This is a genomic window from Paraburkholderia sp. J11-2, from assembly GCF_905220185.1.
Taxonomy (GTDB): Bacteria; Pseudomonadota; Gammaproteobacteria; order Burkholderiales; family Burkholderiaceae; genus Paraburkholderia.
Genome location: NZ_CAJMYY010000060.1, coordinates 1 through 15,753 on the forward strand (window position 1 = coordinate 1; position 15,753 = coordinate 15,753).

12 protein-coding genes and 1 pseudogene are annotated in these 15,753 nt (G+C 62.0%); 2 read left to right on the forward strand and 11 right to left on the reverse strand.

Going from position 1 to position 15,753, the window contains the following annotated elements:
- The 5 genes from U5A57_RS40660 to U5A57_RS40680 all read right to left on the reverse strand — a co-directional run.
- Positions 1-465, reverse strand: a 465-nt coding sequence (locus U5A57_RS40660) for an alpha/beta family hydrolase (protein ID WP_321917920.1), incomplete at its 3' end; no start/stop codon positions are given.
- A gap of 501 nt (positions 466-966) precedes the next feature.
- Entirely contained in the window at positions 967-1,563 is a 597-nt protein-coding gene (locus U5A57_RS40665; RefSeq protein ID WP_321917922.1) for a response regulator transcription factor, read from the reverse strand.
- 71 nt (positions 1,564-1,634) lie between these two features.
- Positions 1,635-2,564 (reverse strand): DUF2950 domain-containing protein, encoded by a 930-nt coding sequence (locus U5A57_RS40670; RefSeq protein WP_321917924.1) that lies wholly within the window; start codon positions 2,562-2,564, stop codon positions 1,635-1,637.
- Positions 2,565-2,574: 10 nt separating this feature from the next.
- The gene (locus tag U5A57_RS40675; protein ID WP_321917926.1) at positions 2,575-3,885 is read right to left on the reverse strand and encodes a DUF3300 domain-containing protein; all 1,311 of its coding nucleotides are present in this window, start codon (positions 3,883-3,885) and stop codon (positions 2,575-2,577) included.
- Between the two features lie 247 nt (positions 3,886-4,132).
- The gene (locus U5A57_RS40680; RefSeq protein ID WP_321917928.1) at positions 4,133-5,290 is read right to left on the reverse strand and encodes a BamA/TamA family outer membrane protein; all 1,158 of its coding nucleotides are present in this window, start codon (positions 5,288-5,290) and stop codon (positions 4,133-4,135) included.
- Positions 5,291-5,596: 306 nt separating this feature from the next.
- Here U5A57_RS40680 and U5A57_RS40685 point away from each other — a divergent pair, with 306 nt between their 5' ends.
- Complete coding sequence (locus tag U5A57_RS40685; RefSeq protein ID WP_321917929.1) at positions 5,597-6,142, forward strand: CSS-motif domain-containing protein; 546 nt, start codon at positions 5,597-5,599, stop codon at positions 6,140-6,142.
- Between the two features lie 478 nt (positions 6,143-6,620).
- Here the strand turns inward: U5A57_RS40685 and U5A57_RS40690 are convergent, their stop codons facing one another.
- The 6 genes and pseudogenes from U5A57_RS40690 to U5A57_RS40715 all read right to left on the reverse strand — a co-directional run bounded on the left by U5A57_RS40690 (position 6,621) and on the right by U5A57_RS40715 (position 14,447).
- On the reverse strand, positions 6,621-8,486 hold the full coding sequence (locus U5A57_RS40690) for a diguanylate cyclase (RefSeq protein WP_321917930.1): 1,866 nt from the start codon (positions 8,484-8,486) through the stop codon (positions 6,621-6,623).
- An 843-nt stretch (positions 8,487-9,329) separates the two neighbouring features.
- On the reverse strand, positions 9,330-10,676 hold the full coding sequence (locus tag U5A57_RS40695) for a glutamine synthetase family protein (protein ID WP_321917931.1): 1,347 nt from the start codon (positions 10,674-10,676) through the stop codon (positions 9,330-9,332).
- A gap of 121 nt (positions 10,677-10,797) precedes the next feature.
- Positions 10,798-11,355: an XRE family transcriptional regulator gene (locus tag U5A57_RS40700; RefSeq protein ID WP_321917933.1), complete on the reverse strand. Its 558-nt coding sequence runs from the start codon at positions 11,353-11,355 to the stop codon at positions 10,798-10,800.
- 14 nt (positions 11,356-11,369) lie between these two features.
- Positions 11,370-12,659 carry an FAD-binding oxidoreductase gene (locus tag U5A57_RS40705; protein WP_321917935.1) on the reverse strand — a complete coding sequence of 430 codons (1,290 nt, stop codon included), beginning with the start codon at positions 12,657-12,659 and terminating at the stop codon, positions 11,370-11,372.
- 469 nt (positions 12,660-13,128) lie between these two features.
- Positions 13,129-13,707 (reverse strand): annotated as a pseudogene (locus U5A57_RS40710) (substrate-binding domain-containing protein); the annotation flags it as partial.
- Between the two features lie 545 nt (positions 13,708-14,252).
- Positions 14,253-14,447 (reverse strand): hypothetical protein, encoded by a 195-nt coding sequence (locus tag U5A57_RS40715; protein ID WP_321917939.1) that lies wholly within the window; start codon positions 14,445-14,447, stop codon positions 14,253-14,255.
- On the opposite strand from U5A57_RS40715, the gene U5A57_RS40720 reads away from it, so the two are divergent.
- Positions 14,380-15,087 carry a helix-turn-helix domain-containing protein gene (locus U5A57_RS40720; RefSeq protein ID WP_321917937.1) on the forward strand — a complete coding sequence of 236 codons (708 nt, stop codon included), beginning with the start codon at positions 14,380-14,382 and terminating at the stop codon, positions 15,085-15,087. The two genes, U5A57_RS40715 and U5A57_RS40720, sit on opposite strands and share 68 nt — an antisense overlap.
- The last annotated feature ends 666 nt before the right edge of the window (positions 15,088-15,753 follow it).

Below are 15,753 nucleotides of genomic sequence, written 5' to 3' on the forward strand. Positions count from 1 at the left end.
CGGCACCGTGACGTCCGCCAGGTGCCGTGCCCGCTCCACGCCAGGCGCGCCCGCCGCGTGCAGCGGGAACGCGACGAAAGCGAGGCCACGCACGCCGTCGAGCGGGGAGATGGCTTGAGCCTGGGAGGTCATGCGGCCGCCGAACGACCTGCCGCCCGCGAAGAGAGGCAGGGCTGGCAGCCGCCGGCGGGCCTCTGCGACGGCCGCCTGCACGGCAGCATGTGCCACGGCCGGCGAGTCCACCCGCTTGGAGCCCCGCTCCATGTATGGAAACTGGTAGCGTAATGTGGCGACATTGACCGCCGCAAGCGCGTCGGCCAATGACGACATGCCGGCATGCTGCATGCCCGCCCCGGCGCTGTGCGCGAAGACATACAGGGCTCGCGCGTCCTGCGGCACTCGGAGGAGCGCAGAGACCTTAGTGCCGTCGGGCAGTGCCAGGGAAAGCGATTCTGGGTCGTCCATCGTATTCAGGTCGTGTCGTTGTGGCCATTGCGCCGATTCTGCATCAATGAGGCATCTGGGTGCGTTTGTAGCGGCGTCCGGCAAGGCATTGCGCACGCGGAGTTTGCCGGCCGATCCATGGAGCGCGCGCCCATCGTGAACGGCGCCGCAGTCGCGATATGTCGGTTGACGACCGCAAGCCCGACGGCGTAATTGCACGCCTGCATCATTGTCAGCGAGCTGTTACGACACGGCAATCAGCGTCAAAGGAGGTTCTCGAAGGGCAGTTCATTTAGCTGCCTCTCTGGAAGAGCATATCCGGCTGCAGAAAGTTATGGGTGCGGCCACAACCTGCCGTTCAGCGAGCGGACGAACCTGCCGTTGGAACGACTGCACTACTCTGCGGATTCGACCGGATGGCCGTCGATCGTCCAGGTCCCGACACTATCCACGCGTCGAAGAGTGGGTGCTGAGACCGGGTACTTGTCTACCGACGGTCGCCCGCCTGTGGCACGTCAATGTCTAGCTGCACAAGCAGCGCACGAGTTCCGGCACCGACCTGACATGCATTTTTTGCATCATCCGTCCTCGATAGATCTTGATAGTACGCTCAGCAATGCCGAGCGTATTGGCGATCTGCTTGTTCATCAGTCCGTCCGCGACGAGCGTCATAACCTCTTGTTCTCGCCTCGTCAGCCGCCCCATGCGCAGGTGAATTTCGGAGCTTCGTGTGTGTTGTGCAAATACCTTTATGCCGCGCTCGAGAGCACGCGCCACGGCAGAGAGAAGCAGTTGTTCATCAACAGGTTTCTCGAGAAAATCGAGCGCACCCGCCCTCATCGCTTCAATGGCGGTGCTCATATCACCGTGCGCTGACACGAACACGATGGATGCGATAGCACCCAGGGCGCGCTGTAGATCGAGACCACTCGCGCCCGGTAACGCCAGATCCAGCAAAATACACGTCGGGTGTCTCATCAAGGCAGGATGAGCCAGGAGTTCACCGGCACTCCCGACGGTCTCAACCAGATGGCCAGCGGTTCGAAGCAGCCGCGCAAAGGCTTGACGCACCTGCTCATCGTCGTCGACAACAAATACCACAGGCGAAACTTCGCTCATTGCCCCGCTTCCTTCACTGCTTCATGAGCCGCTCGATGGAAACCGAACGATCCGCACCGCATGCGAACGGATTACTCGCTATCGCGATCAGACACCTTGCTCCAGCCCGGCCCCGGGTCAAACGTCTTCGTCGACTGCGCTTTCGTGGCGCTGTCCGGCCCGAGGTCACGTTCGTAGACCTGACCGGAATGGCTCACCATGAACGTCTTGATGCCCGTCTCGCCGTACTTCACCGGCCAGGCGATGACAGCAAAGCCCCCGAACTGCTTGCCCTTCACGACGTAGTCATAGGCGCCACCGGGCGCGTTCGGCCCCTGTGACTCCAGCAGCTTGAAGTGGTATCCGTAGTAGCCGGCGCTCTGTGCATTACGCGAGCTCGCGCCGACGAAGGCCGCGCCGAGCGGACTTGGCGTGTCATCCGGCCCGGCAGGCCAGTACAGCCCGTCATGTTTGCCGGGCGAACTGACCATCTTCGAGGCGTAGGCGAGCACCCCTTTCCCCTCGTGATTGGTCTGCGCGTATTCGCGCTGCGCGTCGAAGATCGCCATCATCGTCTGGATCACGGCCAGTTCGTTGCGGCCGATGCGCCGCAAGCGCATTGCTTGCGCGCCCGCTTGTGTATCGAAGTGCCATCCCTGCCCGGTCTTGACGAGGGGAACAGGGAACGTCCAGCCATCGTCGCCCACGACGATCTGCGCGTGCCCGGCCTCCCCTGTTTCGATCGTGTGGGACTTTGCCCACTCGGCGATGAAGGTATCCCGCACTGGCGCGCCGAAGGGTGGGATCAGCTTACGAAAGTCATTGCCGAAGATCCTGCGTAAAGCGTCCTCCCGATCCCTGATGACCGCATCGCCAAAAGCATTCATCGCAGCCTCTGGCGAACTGAAGTACTGTTGTGCGTGCGCCGCGGGCACCGTCGCGCCCCACAGCGCAACGGCTGCCGCGAGATTCGCGAACGGCAGTGTCAGAAGTCTATGCACACTTCGTGGATGAACTTTCATGGTTCACTCCCTAGCGCCTGCCACCGCGGCCGCCACCACCTCCGCGCATGCCACCTCCGCCGGCGGGCCGATTTAAGCCTGAACCCTGCATGCTCCGGTTTCCTCTGTCAAAGTTGCGTTGCGAGACGCTGCCGCTCGACCCCACGCCTGAAAACGCGCTGTCCCGGCCTCCGCCGTAGCCGCCGCCTCGACTGCCATTACTGACGCGGTTCATGTTGCTGGTGGACCCTCTATTGGATGCGCCTGTCCGGTTGCTCCCGGCAGACCGGTCTGCCACCGACGCGCGATTACCTGCGCCGCTCCGGTCCGCGGTCATGGCCCGGTCGCCCGCGCCCGGCCGGTCGGCCGTGGCCACGCGATTACCTGCATCGGATCCGCGCCCGCGATACTGGGAGCGCCTGTCGGACCCTGGCGAGCCGGCGAACTTGTCGCGCGTGGCGTTATCCCGGTAGGCCACACCCTGACGATGCCCGGCATCGTGCTGCCAGCGGCCGCCCCTCTCTCCGTTCTTGAGCTTCGAACTGTCGAAGTTACGGTCAACGTTCCTCGCCCTGTCGGAGTCGATGTTGACGTCGCCTCCGCCCCAGCACGAGTTGCAGTCACTGAAGATCGCCCCGGCGGCCGCAAGGCCGATGCCCCAGGCGAATCCAGTCGCCAGGGCCGCCCCGGGATAGTAGCCAGGGTAATAGGCCGGGTACGGTGGCCAGTAATAGGGTGGATAGGCCGGATAACCCCACGCTCCATACACCACTGCCGGGTCGTAGGCGGGGACATAAATCACCTGCGGATTGGCGGGCTCGATCCGCACGACGGTCGTCTCGCCGGCGGCCGCTGGCTCGACGATCACCTGTTGCTGCTCGTTCGACTTCAGGTTGCCCGCTTCCTGCGCGCGCGCCCGTAACCGCTGCACCGCAGCGAACACGTCCTTTTGCTGGGCGAGGAACGCGTCACCAAGCTTCTGTGTCCAGTCCAGCTTGTCGTACATCGGCTCGAGGACCTGGGGGAATGCCACCAGCGACTTCACACTGGTGTCCCAGGACTGATCCTGGACCGCCCGCACTGCGGCATCACCCTTCACATCCGGGTGCTCTTTCACCCAGCGCGCCGCATGGACGATTTCGAGCGGATACGTGGACGCCATCAGGACCTGAGCCAGCACCGAATCCGGATAGAGTGCGATCGGCGCGACCAGCGCCTCAATCTCCTCCGGCTTGAATGGCGCAGGCCCTTCAGGACCGCGATCCGCAAAGGCAGGAGCTGCCACCAGCAGGATCAGCCACACAAGTGCGGCCTTTACCCATCGTTCGTTCCAGATGGTCATGTCCCCTCCGTACGGCGGATGTCGACGCGAACAACGATGCGTTCCTTTCAGTCATGGCACCGGGAAACAACAACCTGGCCGGAACCCTTCTTGGACGGTTGCGGCGCTCTTCTTTGCGTAGTCGTCGGATAAGCGGTCTTCCGCATTCCTATCCTAGTTCCCGTTACGTACAAAACAAGCCTTGGGTGCGCATCAATCCAGCGACTCCGGCAGCTCAAGGATTGCTTGAATGCGATCGCGGCGCGAGTTAGCGCCATGCACTACCGACCTGTATGTAAAACGCATTCTGGTCCTTGCTGTGGGCCACGTCGATGCCAATGGACACACCCAGCTTGCGTGCTATCAGATAACGAAACCCTGCCCCGACGCTCGTAACGTTCTGCGCCTGCGAAAAGCTTTCCAGACGTCCATAGGCCTTGCCGAGTCCTGTGAAGCCGAGCAGCGACCACCGGGGCGTCACATCCCAGCGCAACTCGGCTTCAGTCGTGATGGCATTACGGTCCTGGTATCGCCCCTTCTGGACCCCGCGCAGATCGACGTAAGGCTGCGCGTAGAACGGAATGTCACCCGTCGAAAACTTCGTGTCGATGCGCAAGCCCAGGATCAGCGCACGCGCGAGGGGAAACCATTTGAAACCGCGAGCGGCGTACACGTCATAGTTCTGGGTGCCGCCCAACCCCGTTCGGGCGAACTGCGCTTCAAGTTCGGCGAAGCTGCCGGCGGCCGGGAAGAAGATATTGTCGCGCGAGTCGTAATCCACGATCACGCTCCCCGCACCGATGCGCTGGTTGCGCTCGAAATTGGCTATGCTCGCCGGTATGCTGCCGCCCGCGAAGCTGGACGTGGCGTTAAAGAAAACATACCGCGCGCCGGCGTACCAGCGGCTGTTCCCGAGCCGCACCAGAAACTGCTGAAGCAGTGCATCACCCTGAAGCGTGTACGCCCGGGCCTGGCTCGTCAGTCCGAAGTAGTCGAGGTGGGCATCGACCTTGGCGACCGCGCCCAGGTACCGGTAGCGGTCGTCATCCCAGGTGTGGAAGTGGGCGGCGGCCGCGGCCCATGTGCCGTTCTGCGTGTACATGCCGCCGAGCGCCGTGACGTTCGGCGGAGACTTGTTCGGCGGTTCGACTGTTGTGTTCTCCACCTCCTCGGCGATCGGCCCGGAGAAAAACAGCAGGCCGAGGCCGGCACCATAGCCCACAGCCGGCTCGGTGATCACGATGGGCACAGGCAGCGCGCCCTTGTGCTTGAGCAGGAAGTCACTCATATCCAGTTGCCCGTCCGCCGGGTCAATGAAACTGAGCGGTGCTTTCTCCTCGGCACGCAAGGCAGCACACGGCGCTGCAGTTATCGCAACCAGAACGGCAGTGACGCCTGCGAACACTGGACGACCGAGCATGGTCATTGCCCTCGAGCAACGGCGCGGCGTCCCGTGAGTGGCGCCCCACCGCTAGTGCGTTTGGGACCGGCCTCGACATATTACTGTCCTCTTCCGATTGTGCGCGTGCTACGGGTCTGGCACGCGGCACGCGCAACCAGAGTCCGCAACGTTCACAAACCGGCAAAAATGTTGACCAGCCCTGCCGCGAAGACCCGCGTTGTACGCGATCTGCGGCGGACTATCCTTTACTGGATATTCGCTGCCGCGTGTGTTGTCCGCACGCTTGCCAACCCCGTTCGTTCCCAAAATTTTTCGCGCCTGGGTACCGAAATGATCAAGCGTATCGCACTGATTTCGACGTCGATTGTCCTTGGATGTATCGCGACCATCGGACCGGTGCTCACGAGCCTGTACATCGCGAACAAGGACGTTCAACGCCGGGACCGGGAGGACATTCAGGAGTTTGCCGACAAGGCCATCATGCGCGCGGACCTGGTTACCTACCAGGCCTTCGCCGCACTCTCCGATCTCGACCGGGAACCCGGTGGACCCTGCGCGCCGGCGAACCTGGAACGGGCGGCACGGGTGATCTACAACTACCGGTATGTCCAGGATGCGGGCGCCTACGCGAATGGCCAGTATCTCTGCTCTCCGCTTCTGGGCGACGTCCGCACCAAGGACCTCACGTTGCCACCACCCGACTACCGCACCAATGACGGGTATCTCGTGTGGTTCCAGCAAAAAAGTCCGCTGAGTGACGTGCGCAAGGACCTGCAGATCGGCCGCAACGGCCACTACGTCGCGATGGATCCGGCGTCGTACGTCGACCTGATTGGGCCGTTGTATCAGCCGGAGTCATTGGCGATCGGCACTTAAATGGTTTGTGTTGATCGTGTGCGTGAATGGAGTTCTTGTCGTCACATTACACCCCAAAGGTTAGCGCGGATTGCAGCCGAAGCTTCCAGCAAAGCCGCTCCAAACGCTGATCCAATACGGTCTCCTTCCGCGCGCGTCTGCCTTTCCATCTTCTTCTCCGGACCTATATAGTTGTGTTGTCAACTATAGTATTTTTTCAATCTGCGCCCCTTTTGAAAAGGGCCGTCTCAACGGACGACACTTGGGAATTTCCCCTAGAAAACCGTGAAACGCCTGAACAAGCACGGTCCTGGTGCCAGGCACCGAATTTCCGCTTTGGGTTGCCTGCGGGTCTACCATGTCGGGCTGTAGCCAGTGCCCGTGCATCAACTGCCAGATGATGCACCGCTGAAGCCACACGCAGCGCGGACCGCCTGCCGGAAATCTGTCCCGCCCCCAGCTCCGACGAAGCATCCGCTGGTCTAGAGGCGACCCGACATCAGGATGCATTGGCCGTGCAATCGGTCTCCTGCGCATTCCCCCCAGTCCTCAGCTTGACCTGATTGCGACCAGAGCGCTTCGCGCTATAGAGTGCGGCGTCAGCGCGTGCCTGCGCCGCCGTCAGATCGGGTTCGCCATATTGATACATGGAGATGCCAATACTCGTGGTTATGCTTACGGCCCGCCCATCGCCAAGAACGATCGGGGCTTCCGCCACCGCGAGCCTGATGCGCTCCGCTACACCACGCGCCTGTTCAGGGGTTGCGCCCTGCAGGATCACAGCGAACTCCTCGCCGCCAACCCGGGCGGGCATATCATGGTTGCGCAGCGCTCCGTTGATCCGGTCGGCGATGCCTTCAAGGACGCGATCGCCGGCGGCGTGCCCCCATGTGTCATTGACCCGCTTGAAGTGGTCCAGGTCCAGTGCGAGCACTGCGAGCGGACTCCCGTGTTCCCGTGCGTAAGCCACTGCGCGTGCGCTGGCGCGGGTGAAACTGCGCCGGTTGGGAAGTTTGGTCAGGGCGTCAAAATCGGCTTCCATGCGCAGCTGGCTGATCTGCGCGCATTGCCTGCTAACATCGAGGAGCGTGACAAGTACAAGTTCCTGGTCCTCGGGGCCGACGACGCCGCCCAGAAGGCGGCTGCACCGCACTATCATCTGGACAGCCCCGGCGCTGGTCAGCATCGAAACGGGCTCGCTGTCGTCACGCCCGTACATTCCGGTCCAGCTTGCGGGCTCGGCAAACAGCACCGCCAAGCGTTCCCCGACGTCGCCCCTGGCGCCAAACAGGCTCCTGAATGCCTCGTTTGCCAGTGCGATCTTTCCGGTGCCGACGTCCACCAGCGCAACCGGCGTCGGGATATCCCTGACAACGGTCGATACTAAGCCAGACCAGTTCTCTATCTCTTCATGCAGCCGGTTTTCACGGCGGAGCATCACGATGCCTGCGATCAGCAGCGTGACTTCAATGGCAATGCCCAGCAGGTTGAGAAAGAGGCTACGTAGCCAGGGAGCCCGGTACTCGTCGACGGCATAGCCAAGCTCGAGCGTCCAGTTGTCTCCCGGATTGCCAACGGTAATGCTACGGAGCGTTTTAAGCCGTTCGCGTCCGTCTTCGGGCGAGATTGCATAGTACGTTGAGGGCGTGGGACCTTCCCGCTTCAATCCCGCGACGTGACTCACCGATCCGGTTTCGACGGCTGGATTCGAAGGGTAGTGTGCGATCACCTGATCGTCACGGTTGACCAATAGTGACGCGCTGCCATGCGGAAGCGCTATGCCCTTCATCAGCGCCTGGTCGACGGGTACAACCACTGCCATGCGCATATCTGCGATGCCAGCATGAACAGGATGCTCCCTGATGAAGAGCAGGCTCCAGCCGGAGTCGCGGTGAATGAGCTGGGCGATCGTGCGCGGGTCGGCAGTCAGGCCGGGCAATGCCTTAAACCATGCCTCGTTCCGATCCCCCGGCGGGACCGAACTCGCGAGCACATGGCCTGCGGAGTCAAATACAGCAATCGACACGTTGCCCAGCATATCGCTGTCCAGCGCCGCCAACCGGGCGAGCGTCCCGTCGTCGGGCGTCCCGGCCGAGAACGCTTCGTCCACCATCAGGAAAGTATGGTCGACCGCCTTGGCGCGATCCTGTACACGCAGCGCAATTGTCGTGGCCAATGTATCCAGGCGACGGGCCGTCCTCTCATTAAGATTGCCGAAATCGCCCACCGCCTGTGTGACATGTGCAGCCAAGTTCAGCAACACGAGAAGTACCATTACCGGCAGCGCCCGTTTGAGCCAGGAGACACGGCGAACCCCGGTGGATGATATGGACGCATGGAGCGTGGCGGCGGCAGGGGACTTCATGGCAGGTCGCTCAATAGGAGGCCGGGCCGGCACGACGAATATCAAGAGGTGCACCGGCGTCGACGGTGAAGCAACAACGCTGGACTGCGCAACGCGGAGACCGGGATTCATCAGACCACTGAAAGCTTCACCCAGGCACCAGGTTGACAATTCAACTATATTCCTGCTTGTAAGGTATTTGTATGCGTCGGTGCGTCGCCAGTGCCTGTTTAAATTTCAAGACGGAAGCCACGCCGAGTCGTGGGCGAAGTTCCCCAGAGGCCGATGATGCGCCTCGAAAACTTCGGGGAGATACGGTTGGCGGTTGTCTCCCCGTGAGCAGCCATTGGTTTTGCGCCAGACTGAAAGGCTGTTCAAGGTCGATATGACTCGTTCGCTCTCTCCCCTGAAAGCACATCGGCCTTGCCACCTGGACACTGTGGCACTGGCGCACTCATCCGGAAAACCCGGATTCCACAGACGCCCCGGAATGTTCGCCCGACGAATCTTCGCAAAACAGGAGAGGTGCGGAAATTGCAGGGTCAGAGTGGCAACCGGAGACACCCCGACTTCCCATGAAAACTACCCTCATCAAGCCTCGCATTGCACCAGAACCATCGTCACCACCTTGGGGTAATCGTGTTGTCGCCGACGCCGAACTGAACCGGTTGCCGACACATCGATGAACCAGTCCGTGAGCGGCCGGGGCCGCCAGATCTGAGATCAGTTCGGCATTGGACATGGTTCAGCTGCATTTCGGTATCCCGATAAAAACTGGGCGACCGACAACATCGTTCGTTGCGTCTCGACCTCACTTCGAGCACCGTCGCAGGTAGCGATCGACGGTCTAAGGTCCCGGTCAATTTACAAAAACCAGCGATATTCTCGTGGCCCGATTGCGTTCATAAAATCAAGGTGATCCTGCCGTTTATTTTCGCAATAAACCATGGTGAAGTCGTCGCCGAGCCCCTCGCGCACCCCGGCATGCCCGCGCATGGCCGCCACCGCAGAGAGCATGTCGCCCGGAAAATCGATGCCGCTCCCGCGATCGTCGTTGAGCGGCGCGATCGGTTCGCGGCCCGCCTCCAGGCCGTACTCGATACCGGCGAGGATCGCCGCGAGCACGAGATACGGGTTGGCGTCCGCCCCTGCGAGCCGGTGTTCGATGCGTAGATTTGCTTCGTCGGACTCGGGAATGCGGATGCAGGCATCGCGGTCCTCGAAACCCCAGCTCGCCCGGCTCGCCGCGTTGACCATCGCGCCATAGCGCCGGAACGCGTTGTGATTGGGCGCAAAAATGGGCATGCAATGCGGGAGCAACGCGAGGCAGCCCGCCACCGCATGTCGCAGCGCGCGCCGCTCGCGTGCCGCGAGCACGTTGCGACCCGCCTCGTCGTAGAGGCTCACATGCACGTGCATACCGCTGCCTGGGACGTCGAGTAGCGGCTTCGACATGAAGCTCGCGCGATAACCGTGGCGCAGTGCCACACCGCGTGTGCTCCGGCAAAAGAGTGCGGACCAGTCCGCTGCGCGCAGCGCGTCATCGCAATGGCCAAAATTGATTTCGAACTGCCCCGGCCCGAGCTCGGCGGTGATGACCGTCGCATCCACACCCTGCTCGCGCGCGGTCTCGACCATCTCGTGCAGCACGGGCGCGAAACGCGAAAGGCGCTCGATATGCATGTTCGGCTGATTGTCTTCGTCCTCGCTTAGCCGATCGCGCGCAGGCTGCGGCAGACCTTCGCGCAGCTTCGCATCGAACAGATAGAACTCCAGCTCGAACGCGACCACCGGCTTCAAACCACGCCGCGCGAAGCGATCGAGCACGCGTGCGAGCACCTGGCGCGGCTCGAACGCAATGGGCGTCGCAGTGCCGTCCGAGGTCATCAGCATCTGGGCGAGCGGCTGACGCTCCCAGCGCACCGGCTTGAGCGTGCCGGGCACGAGGCGGCGCGGCACGTCGGGGTCGCCGTCGTGGAAACAGTATTCGCCGATCGGATACACCCCGCCTTGCGCACCAAGCAGGATGCTGTTTTGCGGCACCTTGAGCAGCGAACCGGCCGCCACTTTCTCGAGCATGGCGATGGGATAGCGCTTGCCGTAGAAATGGCCCGGAATGTCGAGGGAAATCAGGTCGACGTATTGCACGTCGGGATGAGCCGCACGAAAGGCGCGTACTTCGCTCAGGAGGTCAGTTGCAATGGCACTCACTTCGGGTTCCTCGTTAGCGAGAGATGGTGGACCTGCTATTTAATCTGGACTCCAAACTATAGCGATGGCACGCGTGCGGCAAGCCGCGTGCCTTCGTATCAGGCGTGCATCGAGCGAGGCGTCAGGTGAACACCCAAAGCACCCGCGCAGCCTTGTCCGAGCAATTCGCGTAACTGAAGCGGCAGCGTGCCGGCAGTTGAAAGCTGTCGCCGGCTTTGAGGGCGACAGCTTCGTCCTCGCCATCGAGCCAGATGGTGAGCTCGCCTTCGAGCACGAAGCCACCTTGCTCGTCGCTGTCGTCCACGGGGCGTTCGCCGCTCGTGGCACCCGGTTCCAGCAGGCTCTCCAGCATCGAAAAGCCCGACGACATGCTCGGAGAGACCAGCACGTCAGTGATGCCGCCGCCGTAATAGAGCGTGCGCCGCTCGCCGGGGCGCGTGACCCACGGCAGTGCGCGCGGCTTGCTTACGCTGTAAAAGTAGGTGGTGGGCGTCTGCAGCGCCTCGCCGATGGCGGTGAGATCGGCGACGGTGGGCCGCGACAGGCCGCGCTCGACCTGCGAGAGAAAACCCACCGAGCGGCCGATCCTCTGCGCGAGCTCGGCCAACGTCACCTTCTTGTGCTTGCGCAGATCGCGAATGAGAATCGCGAGGCCTTCTATCTCTTCATCCCTGTCCATACCGGATACCTCAGTCAAACCACGTCGCGCATGCGATACCACAGCTTGCCGAGCGCTTCGAGCGGCGCGGCCAGCACATTGCCGCCCGGAAAGCGCGGATTATGGATGGACTCGTAGAGCGAGAGCAAGTGCGTATCGCCGAGGATCGCGTCTGCTACCGCGCGCGCCGCGGCCAGCGTCGGCAGCACGCCGTGCCCCGAGAAGCCCTGCAGCCAATAGCGCCCGCGCGCGCGACCTACATCAGGCGTGCGCCGGATGCTGATGTCGATATGGCCGCCCCATGCGCATTCGAGCTCGACGTCGCGCAGTTGCGGGAAGACGCGTTCGAGGCTTGGCCGGATTGCCGCGCGGATGTCTTTGGGGATGCCACCGAGATAGGTGCACGCGCCACCGAACAGCAGCCGATGGTCGGGGCTCAGCCGGAAATAGTCGGGCACGAACTGGTTGTCGATCACGCAGTTGTTGCGCGGCAGGAGCGTATGCGCCAGTTGCGGGTCGAGCGGCACAGTCGCTACCTGATACGTGCCGACCGGCAGGATGCGGCGCGCGAGCTCGCGATCGAGCTGGTCGATATACGCGTTACAGGCGAGCACGAGCGTATTCGCGCGGATCAGGCCTTCGGGCGTAGTCGCGATGAAACCCGTCGGCGTTTCGCGCCATTGCAGCACCCGGGTCTGTTCGAAGATGCGCCCGCCCGTACGTTCGATGGCGGCAGCAAGGCCGAGCGCGAGCTTGAGCGGATTGAGATGACCGGCCTCGGGATCGTAAAGCGCAGCGAGATAGCGCCTGCTGCCCACCCATTCGGGCATCTCCTGCTCGGGGATGACGCGCAGCGCCTCGTAGCCCCACTTGTCGGCAGCTTCGTCGCGTGCCTCCTCCAGCAACGCGACGCGGCCGCGCTTGACGGCGGTCCACAGGCTGCCGGGCCGGTAGTCGGCGTCGAAACCGTGACGCGCAGGCAGCTCGCGCACCTCGCGCGCCGCCCAACGCATGCTCTCCCACAGCTCGCGCGCGCCATCGCGCCCCAGCGACTGCTCGAGCGGCCCCATATCGCATGACCAGCCGAGCAGCGCCTGCCCGCCGTTGCGCCCCGATGCGGCCCACGCGACGCGGCTCGCCTCCACGACAACCACGCGCCGGCCCGCAAGCGCGAGGCGCAATGCCGTGTGCAGCCCGCTGAAACCGCCCCCGACGATCAGGACATCGGCATCGCACTCGCCCGCCAATGCCTGGCGCGCGGGCACCTCACCAGGCAAGGTGCGGGCGTAGTAGCTCTCCACATGCTGGGTCGATTCGACGAACATGGCGGCATCCGTGAAATTTCTCTGCTGAATTTCATGAAAAATTAGCATGTAAATTTCATTGACGCAAGTGTTCCTTGACTACCTCGCGGGGCTTTCGCATGAAGAAGCCCGTAAATGGGCTGGAGTGGTTGTTACTGATGGGCGCATCAAATAAGTCCTGGAAGGCCCTGGTACAAATAGAGGGTCAGACGGATAGCCTGTATAGCCATCCTTACATAATCGACAGAGCAGCGTTCCATACGGCGAGCGCAGCGGCATCTTTGAGACCCAGCTTCGAGTCACCCGATACGCCATCTTCGAGATGTGATGCCGGGCGTTACGCTTGTGCTGCGTGTGTTTCTTCAGAAAGATCGGACCGCCACTCTATTACCCTGATCTTTCATCTACCTATCTATGTAGCAATGCTCATTATTATGGATTCCAAATAATTAATCTCACACGCATCCAATATGCGTCGCGCCCCGCAACTTCATTCGGTCAGCGGTTCCGCCGCGGCGGCGCGCGGTCGATACGCGCTGAAGAGATCGTCACAGAACGCACGCAGGATCGGCTTCTCGGCCGCGCTGCGTTTGATCGCGAGATGCATCGGCACGTCGAAGCCGAACGTGGCGCAACCGAGCGCCCGGATGAGGCCGCGCTGCTCGAACGGCTCGGCATGGTGCGCCGGAAGATAGCCGATACGGCTGCCCGAGAGGATCAGGACCGTTGCCGCATCGATGCTGTCGGCGATCGCCGTCACCTGCCGGTCGCCGATCCCCGCAAGCTCCTCGGGAATCGGATAGCTGCGCCAAACCCAGTCGCGCTCGCGCAGATCGTCGGTATTGACGTGCTGCGCCGCGTGGAAAAGCGGATGCCCGCGCCCGCAGCAAAGCACCTGGCGCTCGCTGAATAGCTCGGTGTAGTCGAGTCCTGCCACGCGGCGCCAGAAGTAGCCAATCGCAATGTCGAGCTGGTTGTTGACGAGGCTTTCTTCGAGCTCCTGCGACGCGGCCACCTTCACCGTGAAGCGCACGGCCTGATCGCGCTTGCGAAACGCACCGATCGCCTGTACGCGAATGCCGCGTCGGCACGCGCACATCTAGCGGGTCGTCGTCTTGATATCGAGCTATTCGTCTTGAGTTCGGACCGTGCTCCACGAGAGCTCTACATTTCATCTGGCACATGTTCGGACATGGCGGCCAATGATATTTACGCGGACAACATCATATGCCCATGTAGTTGACAACTCACCTTTATATTCTTGATATCAACCATCATCTTTTCAGATAGCCCTCGTCTACCGGAGGGCATACCGGTAACCCCGGTCCAGCCGCTTGCCACCAAGAACGCCCACTGGCGAGTCGTGAATGCTCCAAACCACATTCGCAACCAGTATCGGCAGAGGGCAAGGCCGTTGCCTAACATGGCTGCCCGCCCCCCGACAGCGCGAATTAAGTGGATATTGGCGACACCTTGGCGCGCACAAAATTTTGCTACATCGAATATAGTTGATATATCAATTTTATTTACGGACGTCCGTACCGAAGGGCGGGAACCCATTCTTTCTTCGGCAAGACGTCCGAGTTCGAAGCCGCCTGCGTAGCCATTGAAGCATTAGTGAAACAGTGCGCGGCCCCCGCGCGGCGAACTGGAGATGATCATGTACGTCGAGCCTGCCTGCGATTCTTCACTGTCCGCGCCGCCGTCGGCGCGCTGGCATGACGTGCTGCCGCAGTCGATCGTGCGTGAGGCGGCGTCTCGACAGCCGGCTACGCGCTGCTCCACCTGCTCGCTGCGGGTGGTCTGCATGCCACCGGACCTAACCTCAAGCGAACTCCAGCAACTTGACACCGTGGTCCTTACCACGCGGAATGTGCATCGCGGCGAAACACTGTTCCGTGCACACGACGCCTTCCAGAGCCTCTACGCCGTACGGACCGGATCGTTCAAGACGGTCGTGATGCATCGGGACGGCCGCGAGCAGGTCACGGGCTTCCAGATTCCGGGCGAGCCGCTCGGACTTGACGGCGTATGCTCCGGCACCCACAACTGCGACACGATCGCACTCGAAGACAGCACGGTTTGCATCATCCCGTTCGGCCAGCTCGAAACATTCTGCCGCGAAAGCCGGCGCATGCAGCGCCATCTCTATCAGCTCATGAGCGGCGAGATCGTGCGCGAATCCAGCCTGATGATGCTGCTCGGCACGATGACCGCCGAACAGCGCCTCGCGACATTCCTCCTCGATCTCGCCGCGCGCTTCCAGGCGCGCGGCTACTCCGGCGCGCAATTCAACCTGAAGATGAGCCGCGAAGAGATCGGCTGCTTTCTCGGCATGAAGCTCGAAACCGTGAGCAGGATGTTCTCGCGCTTTCGGCGCGGAGGTCTCGTTAAGCCGAACGGCAAGCAGATCCGCATTGTCGATCTGGAGGGACTTGCGGGCGTATGACGCGAAAGGCGGCAAGGCCTGCTTGATGCAGTCCAGTTCGTCGCTTTCGCTTGCTGTATCGGGTGCCATGCGGACCACCTTCCACCCCGGACCGATACGTTCACGGAGAAAAGCGACTAGTTCACCTCTGGACAAAGAAAAAGCCGCTTCTGGTAGGTTAGATGCCCGTGTTGACTCGCAGCGGACGCAAAGGCCAGCACGGCGAACACCACGAACGCTGGTACGCCGACAGCCGCGTCAGCCCCCCTGCCTCCACCGGGCATACTGATGCACGCGGAATATGCGCAAGTCATTGCGAAGATGGCCTCCGTCTGGGGCGGGAGCGAAAGAGAATACCTTTCGCGCTGGCCGCACCTCGACGTTCACGACCCGTCCGGGTCTCTACCCCACAATCAGTCATCGTGGGAATGACAACTCCTGCCTGACTGACGCACATAGATCATCGAGGAATGGCGGCACCTCACCCGCTGACTGCCAGCACCGGTGGCACGCCGGGAACCGCCCTCCATAGGGTGGAGGCCATAGCAGATAGTCGCAACAGAGTCCGGATGCGTGGTCCGCAAGGTACCAGGGCAGCGCCCGGACTTACCAGTCGTTACCATCCTCGCCGCATTCGTTGCGCAGTGCGAACGAACGTTCTCACACCCTATCCGTGCCACCGCCTTC

Bases quoted from the DNA above. Each gene is read 5' to 3' on its own strand.
- U5A57_RS40675 (WP_321917926.1), bottom strand. From the start codon at position 3,885: ATGACCATCTGGAACGAACGATGGGTAAAGGCCGCACTTGTGTGGCTG.
- U5A57_RS40700 (WP_321917933.1), bottom strand. From the start codon at position 11,355: ATGGACAGGGATGAAGAGATAGAAGGCCTCGCGATTCTCATTCGCGAT.
- U5A57_RS40715 (WP_321917939.1), bottom strand. From the start codon at position 14,447: ATGCAGACCACCCGCAGCGAGCAGGTGGAGCAGCGCGTAGCCGGCTGT.
- U5A57_RS40705 (WP_321917935.1), bottom strand. From the start codon at position 12,659: ATGTTCGTCGAATCGACCCAGCATGTGGAGAGCTACTACGCCCGCACC.
- U5A57_RS40680 (WP_321917928.1), bottom strand. From the start codon at position 5,290: ATGACCATGCTCGGTCGTCCAGTGTTCGCAGGCGTCACTGCCGTTCTG.
- U5A57_RS40690 (WP_321917930.1), bottom strand. From the start codon at position 8,486: ATGAAGTCCCCTGCCGCCGCCACGCTCCATGCGTCCATATCATCCACC.
- U5A57_RS40665 (WP_321917922.1), bottom strand. From the start codon at position 1,563: ATGAGCGAAGTTTCGCCTGTGGTATTTGTTGTCGACGACGATGAGCAG.
- U5A57_RS40670 (WP_321917924.1), bottom strand. From the start codon at position 2,564: ATGAAAGTTCATCCACGAAGTGTGCATAGACTTCTGACACTGCCGTTC.
- U5A57_RS40685 (WP_321917929.1), top strand. From the start codon at position 5,597: ATGATCAAGCGTATCGCACTGATTTCGACGTCGATTGTCCTTGGATGT.